The organism is Marinobacter sp. DY40_1A1 (genome assembly GCF_016597815.1).
In the GTDB taxonomy this organism is placed as follows: domain Bacteria; phylum Pseudomonadota; class Gammaproteobacteria; order Pseudomonadales; family Oleiphilaceae; genus Marinobacter; species Marinobacter xiaoshiensis.
In genome coordinates, this window is sequence record NZ_VCHA01000015.1 from 1 (window position 1) to 4,876 (window position 4,876).

At 49.5% G+C, this 4,876-nt stretch carries 5 protein-coding genes; all 5 read left to right on the forward strand.

The annotated features are described in order from the left end of the window. Positions 1 to 356: 356 nt before the first annotated feature. Entirely contained in the window at positions 357 to 1,316 is a 960-nt protein-coding gene (locus tag FFI61_RS17630; RefSeq protein ID WP_200371913.1) for a hypothetical protein, read from the forward strand. A gap of 243 nt (positions 1,317 to 1,559) precedes the next feature. Beyond that, positions 1,560 to 1,841 (forward strand): hypothetical protein, encoded by a 282-nt coding sequence (locus tag FFI61_RS17635; RefSeq protein WP_200371914.1) that lies wholly within the window; start codon positions 1,560 to 1,562, stop codon positions 1,839 to 1,841. A gap of 61 nt (positions 1,842 to 1,902) precedes the next feature. After that, a protein-coding gene (locus FFI61_RS17640; protein ID WP_200371915.1) for an IS3-like element ISMaq2 family transposase occupies positions 1,903 to 3,110 on the forward strand; the annotation gives its coding sequence in 2 pieces (ribosomal slippage) (positions 1,903 to 2,230 and positions 2,230 to 3,110; 1,209 coding nt in all). After that, a complete protein-coding gene (locus tag FFI61_RS17645) occupies positions 3,103 to 4,197 on the forward strand; it encodes a hypothetical protein (protein ID WP_200371916.1) in 1,095 nt (364 codons plus the stop codon). The genes FFI61_RS17640 and FFI61_RS17645 overlap by 8 nt, the downstream gene beginning before the upstream one ends. 426 nt (positions 4,198 to 4,623) lie before the next feature. Next, a partial coding sequence (locus FFI61_RS17650) for a hypothetical protein (RefSeq protein WP_227715048.1) occupies positions 4,624 to 4,876 on the forward strand: 253 nt, incomplete at its 3' end.

Consider the following 4,876-nt stretch of genomic DNA (forward strand, 5'->3'; position numbering starts at 1 on the left):
CCTACCGTCTGATGCCATGGTCCAAATCACAGGCAAAGTGTTTCTCTGTAGATAAATCCTGGCAGGTTTTCAGACTCCACTCCACAGGTACTCAACGAAACCTACGATTACTCGAATCGCTTTTCGATCTTCAACTGTTTATGGGCGATCTAGTGCGACTTTTCTGGACACCACTACATATCTATTCTGGAAGCCCCTCGTAATAAGGACTACCTTAACTGTAGAAGGTGTCGAGTATTCGCGGGTAACTCGAATACCGAACGCCGACCTGATAATTCCCAGCTGGCCCCAAAATCGCGTTTGAGCCAGCACATAAGAAAACGGCCTTTGAGACCGAGAATGTGAAGGCTAACTATATGAATGAGTACGGCAAGGTCGGCGCGGTTTTAGCCTTTTTCCTCCTTATAGCAGCGGTCTTCGCATCTTTACTAAGCTCGAACATCGCTGTCGTGACACATGCTGTGGCTGTTGTTGTTCTCTCGTCAGGGTATTCCCAGAGCACGGCTGCTCTCCAAAAGACCTCTGTTGATCGTATTTACTATTCTGTAGGCGCTCTTGCTGTGGCCCTAGTGTTCATATATGAGACCCCAGATCGTCAGCAGCTGGATCTCTTGAGTGACATTCGTCAAACGAGAATCGTAATTGCCGGTAATGAAGCAAAACACTCTATTTTAGAAGAACGAATCAATCGCCATGAACGACTTCAAGAGGCGGTCAGAACCAACGAAGCCGCCGTACTTGCAGCCGTTCAAAAAGGCGCTGTTGGCGCTCAGGCGAATGCTGAAGAAATTCAGGAGGTACACTGCGATATCGCGAGTCAAATACTGTTTTCACCGATAGGTTTGGAGGCTCCGACAGGTTTGGATAAAGGGAAGGATTCTTTAATGCTCAATCGACATCCCGATGTTTTTGCAGCCAATGAATGCAAACGCTTTGAGGGCTATGCCCAGCACCCGGCATGGGATCGATTATTAGTTGTTGAGTCGTTAAATGACTTTAAAAATGCGAAAGAACACCTGAACATACCCATCGCTGTCTCATTCGTTCTGGGCATTAATCGGTACACAATCGATGAACTCTATGAGGTGCTTATCGACTCCGGCTCGAATGAGAGGTTACGTAGTGAAAGGAACCAGATACTTGAGATCCAAAATCAGCTACGGGATCAGTTGGAGGAACTGGAAAATGAACTCAAGTCTTTGAAGGATTCCACCAGATTTACATGGGTGGATCAGCTAGTTGGCAATATCGTTAAATTGGGATGGCCGTTCTTATTGATCTCTCTACTTGGACTCAAGCTTACACGTAGCGAATAATTAACATTCGAAGGTCAATAAATATGTAAATAAGGGCGAGACTTATAACCACCAAGTCTTACAGTCGTAACTGGCGTCTTCATTGATGAACACTTCAGGCGCCGCCGGAGCACCGGTCTCTAGTAGCATTACTTGCAAAATAAAAAATAGCTTTTATTCTTTAAGGAGATGTGCCATCGATATTGAGAGTAGGGAGTTGTTCTCAATCGCACATCAATTACTCTTGGACGAAGGGGGCTTAAAATGTCTTATTTTCGCTCATTTATGTTCGCCTGCATGCTGGGCGGAACACTCCTAACCTCTACAACCACCTCTGCCGCTCTCGACTCACTTGCCGCCGCGACAACGGCTAAGCAAATGATCAGCATCATTGATTCTCGAATTCGAGAATTAATGGACAAGGCCATATCAGATGCAGACTATCTGCTTGCAGGCGCCTTATCAGACCTCAAATCCGTATTGAATGCCTGGGAGGAGACGAATAAAGCAATACTCAATGATGCCGCTGTAGTAGCCCCCATTTAAACCGGACACCTTGTTAGAAGCAAAGGCCTAGGCATAGACCTAGTGCAAAGGAGTGTCCAAGGTGGAGAGAATCGAAGTCATAACCGGAGTGCAGCGCCGTCGCCGGTATTCCGCGCAGGAGAAGGCATTCATGGTTGCGGAGTGTGAGCAGCCAGGCATGTCAGTATCGCTTGTAGCCCGGCGTCATGGTATATCAGCAAGTCTGTTGTTCCGTTGGAAGAAGCTGATGAAAGACGGTGGCATGTCCGCGATTGAATCCGGTGATGAGGTTGTAAGCGCATCCGAGATGAAAGCCCTGAACAAGAAGGTTCGGGAGCTGGAGCGGATGTTGGGCCGCAAGACGATGGAAGCTGAAATACTCCGGGAAGCCCTGGAGGTGGCTCAGTCAAAAAAGTTGATCTCGCGCATGCCGTTGCTGCCACCGGACGATACCCTCTGAAGCGGGTTGCGGACGTGCTGAAGGTATCGCGCTCCAATCTGTTGGACCGTCTTCATGGTCGCCAGAAAGGCCGAAGCCCAAGATACAGCAAACAGGACGATGACCGGCATTTACCGTTTATCCGTGAGCTGTGCGATGCCCGTGCCGCTAACGGCTATCGAAGGATCACCGCACGACTGAATCGTTTGCTGGCAGCAAACGACGAGCGAGTGAACCACAAGCGCGTGTACCGACTGATGAAGCAGGATGGGCTGCTGTTACCCCGGTATACAGGGCGACCTCAAGAGCGCTGCCACAATGGCCAGGTTATTACGTTGAAGCCGGACCTTCGCTGGTGCTCAGATGGCTTTGAGATCCGCTGCTGGAACAAGGAGGTTGTCCGTGTAGCCTTCAGCCTGGACTGCTGTGACCGCGAACTGATGCGCTACGTGGCGACCACCGGCGGCATCACCGCTGAGATGGTCCAGGACTTACTGCTGGAAAGCCTGGAATACCGCTTCGGCCAGTCAGAGCGTGTTCCGCACCCACTCGAATGGCTGACGGATAATGGCAGCTGTTACATTGCCAAAGAAACGCGGGCCTTCGCGTCCTCTCTGGGCTTTGTGGTGTGTACCACACCGGTCAGAAGCCCTCAGAGTAACGGCATGGCTGAGGCCTTCGTAAAGACGTTCAAGCGGGACTATGTGTACCTGAACGATCTGCCTGATGCCGCCACGGTGATGGCCAGGCTGTCGGAATGGATCGAGGACTATAACCGCAGCCACCCGCACAAGGGGCTGAAAATGAAATCGCCCTGGGAGTACCGGGCGGAACTGGCATCAAATGAATGAGGTGGTGTCCGGTTTAGCGGGGGCAACTACAGCCGCCGACAAAATCGACAAAGCTACACGCGATGTATTGTTCGGTATCAATGACTCGATTGATCGCTCTATAAAAGGTGTCACTCCTCCATTGGAAACGGCCAATCAAATCGCGGATCAAGCCAATCAGATCGTGGAAAGTCTTCCAACGAACCATCGTAGCTACGTAGTTCGCTACATCCCAAGGGTGTTGCCGCCCGCAGCGCAGGATTCATTTCAGGTTCGTATCAGAGGTGTCAACCTTCACCGCGCCGACCCAAAATTGATAGTTGCAGATGAATCGGTTAGAAGATCTCAATCTTCGGCACTTGAAGCAGAATTCACTGTATCTATGGAGAAATTTGAGCCCGATCAACACCGCATGAAGATTGAAACACTGAATCTGACCTACCTCTCAGATCCGGATGGGTTCTTCAAAAGAATGTTTGGTGGCAAAGAAACGGTTCATCGCCAGATCAATATTGTCCACCTACCTGTTGAAGTAGCCCAATTCCACCTAGTGGCCCACCGGCAGTATGAGCATCGCGAAACCGATTCATACAGAAATTCTATGGGGCAATTTGAGGGACGAAAGCAACGGGTCTATAAAGTCGCAAAGCCGCCCCAAGACTGGAAGTGGGACTTGACCAAGCCGCCCGAAGCGTTCAAAACCGTGCAAGGGCAAGGCGTAGCGGGACGGTGTGAGGGCGTCGAGTGGAACAATTCCACTGAGGAGGGACTTCGGTATCGAGCTCGGGTCGAAGAAAGAGGCAGCGTGCTGGACAGGAGGCCAGGCTATGTAAACTGCACCATTGAGGGCCCCGTTTACCGTACGGTTCCGGTAAAGGAGGCATACCCTGTCAAAGCAGATTCAGCAGAGTACCACGTTCTCACTTGGACAAAAGATGTCCAGATTGACCTTCCACCGCATACAAAAGAGGTTAGTCTGACATTTGGAGTCTTCGATCAAAGAACCCGGGTCATCAATAACTCGGGGTCGGACAAGTTCTTTACGGTTCAGCGATCTCCAGATTCAGTCCTAGTGGCACCCATAATTCCGAAGGATCTAATGCTGTAGAATGGCGTGCAAAGTTGCTTACGGAAAAACTTTGCACTTCCCCCCTGCGTTCAGCGTGAAACCTCTGAGTCTCAAGCAGAGGCCATTTCAAATGGCCTCTTTTCAAAACTACTCTAACGGACAGGCTGCCAGCTATTTTCGACTTCCCTTCTCACAATTAAATGATCTTCCAAGCCTTGATTCATATGGCCAATTAGTCGTTGAAGACCTAGCTTCATGTAGCCCACCGATGCGTACCATCGATAGAAACAATATAAGTATTTTTTTTGCCACAACGAGACTCAAACTCTCTCAACTATAGTCCGACTATGTGGCATTCGTAAGCAGCGTCAATTATTTTTCTGTTAGGCATACACTTTCGAACAAAATTAAGCCTCTGATATCACTGGCCCGAACACGGGGATACTAACTAATATAGGGGGTTCCGTGGCAAAATCCATTCAGGTAGCTGGCAAGAGAATTGGTGAATACAGGTACCTACACACCTCGGCCCTTCACGAGCTTGGTGGTGAAATCGTCGAAGCCGTATACAACGCCGCCAAAGCAACTGGACTCCAATCCGAAACTGATTTCAATGTCGTCAAGCTCAGAAAAAGCGTCTCCGAAATTACTCTCCTAAACTATCCAACTTTCTTTGACGAAGCATTCCCTGTTCTTGAACAATCATGGAAAGTCGACA